The sequence below is a fragment of the Leucothrix arctica genome, assembly GCF_003172895.1.
Classification (GTDB): Bacteria; Pseudomonadota; Gammaproteobacteria; order Thiotrichales; family Thiotrichaceae; genus Leucothrix; species Leucothrix arctica.
Window position 1 is genome coordinate 1 of sequence record NZ_QGKL01000003.1, and the last position, 1925, is coordinate 1925.

Here is a 1925-nt window from a genome sequence, read left to right on the forward strand (position 1 = left end):
CTACTATCTTCGTGCCCGTTACTACAACCCGCACCAAGGGCGATTCACCCAGCAAGATACATGGATGGGGAATAACTCAGATCCGATTACCTTGCACAAGTACCTGTATGCGAATGCTAATCCGGTGAATATGGTTGATCCGACGGGGATGTTTAGTCTGGGGAGTGTGAGTGCAGCGAGCAATATTCGCTCAACACTCGCTAATATTCAGATCGATGTTGGACTAAATCTACTTGATGCAGCGCTAGATCCTGATAGTGCAGGTGGCAGTAATTTATTGCTGGGGCTTGGTGCGATAGGTGGCGATGCAGCCTTTAAAATGTTACGGATGCTGTCATCAAAGTTTCGTAAGTTTTGTAATAGTTTTGATGGTGAAACTTTAGTTGCTACTGAAGAGGGATTCCGACCAATTGATGATATCAAAATTGGAGACAAAGTTTGGTCATACAATGAAAAGATAAAAAAGAAAAGCCTTCAAAAAGTAGTTCACCTAATTAAAGGCAAAGGTATGAAGGCCTTGATTGATCTTCAGTTGGCTTCTGGTAGAACAGTCACAGCAACCAGTGGTCACCCATTTTATATACCAGATCAAGATGAATGGGTTGAAGTAGGGAGGCTTACTATCAACAGTGTGTTGCTAAACATACAGGGTGGAATTACCAAAGTTGAAAGTACCAATGAACGTTTTGAGTTGGCGACTGTTTATAATTTGACTGTGGCGAACGATCATAATTTTTATGTTGGGAAGGATGCGATATTAGCCCATAATATTGCAGAATGTGATGCTGCTGGGCTTGCGGACTTTCGGGCTGGACTTGGTTTACCTGCTGCAGGCTCTCCTTCTGATAGAAGTACACTTGCCATGATGAATGTTGGAGGGAAAAAAATATTTGGAATTAATGCTCATGGGCAACAAGTAAGTGGTGTAAATGCGATTTCGAAAACTCATGCTGAAATTGATGTTTTAAATCAAATAAAGCAGTATGGAATAAATGTTCGTGGTAGTAGTTTAACCTTGCACGTTGACCGGGATCCTTGTAAAGCGTGTGGCCAAAATGGAGGTATAAAATCTATGGCTATGCAGCTTGGTATAAAAAAGCTAACTGTTATATCACCTAGTGGATCCCTTGTAATAAGACCTTAAGGATTATTTAATGAAGCTTATATTGGACAATAGAACTGAAAATTTAAACAAAGATATGGTCTTTGATGAGAGTGATGAAAAAAGAAGTATTAACGTACTACATACCTTAAATGGTAATACCCATACGATGCTAAGTCTTGAGCGAGAAGATGAAGTTAGATTGGATATTGGAGGTGGCCCAGATTTTTTCATTGTTACTTGTACAAAAAAAAATGGGCAAGGCCTTACTTTATTAAATCCTATAAAAGAAAGCGGGAATACTATTGAATTATGTGCAGGAGGACAGTACGCGGATTTTCCGGTGGAAATTGTAGTTGATGAGAGTGTTGCCTCTGATGCTATCATTTCTTTTTATAAAAAAAATGAGCAAAGCTTAGATTGGGAAAAGGAATAAAACCAACTAACAAAGTCAGGGTAAGTATATAAATTTCAAAGTTTTAGTAGTGTTGTGACATAAAAATCACTTGTGGCTATTACGTCTACCCAGCAATGGGGTGCAAAACAACAAGCTCACGCAAACCGATGCAGAGGGCCGCACCACCCATTGGAGCTATGACAATCTCGGTCGTGTCACCAGCCGTACTTTACCGATGGGTCAGTTTGAAACCTTTGAATATGACGTGTCGGGCAACCGCATTGCGCATACGGACTTTAAAGGTCAGCGTACCGATACCGAGTACGACATCAACAACCGTCCGATACTTCAAACAATTGCGGGTACGATTACCAAAAGTTGGACGTATGACGCAGTTGGTCAAGTACTCAGTGCTGACCAAGACGG

3 protein-coding genes are annotated in these 1925 nt (G+C 40.8%); all 3 read left to right on the plus strand.

Going from position 1 to position 1925, the window contains the following annotated elements:
- The coding region (locus DKT75_RS00200; RefSeq protein WP_211665099.1) for a deaminase at window positions 1-1144 on the plus strand (1144 nt) is incomplete at its 5' end.
- A 10-nt stretch (window positions 1145-1154) separates the two neighbouring features.
- The gene (locus DKT75_RS00205; RefSeq protein WP_109821424.1) at window positions 1155-1538 is read left to right on the plus strand and encodes a hypothetical protein; all 384 of its coding nucleotides are present in this window, start codon (window positions 1155-1157) and stop codon (window positions 1536-1538) included.
- Between the two features lie 100 nt (window positions 1539-1638).
- Window positions 1639-1925 (plus strand): RHS repeat domain-containing protein (locus tag DKT75_RS00210; RefSeq protein ID WP_158278760.1); only part of this gene is annotated, 287 nt, incomplete at its 3' end.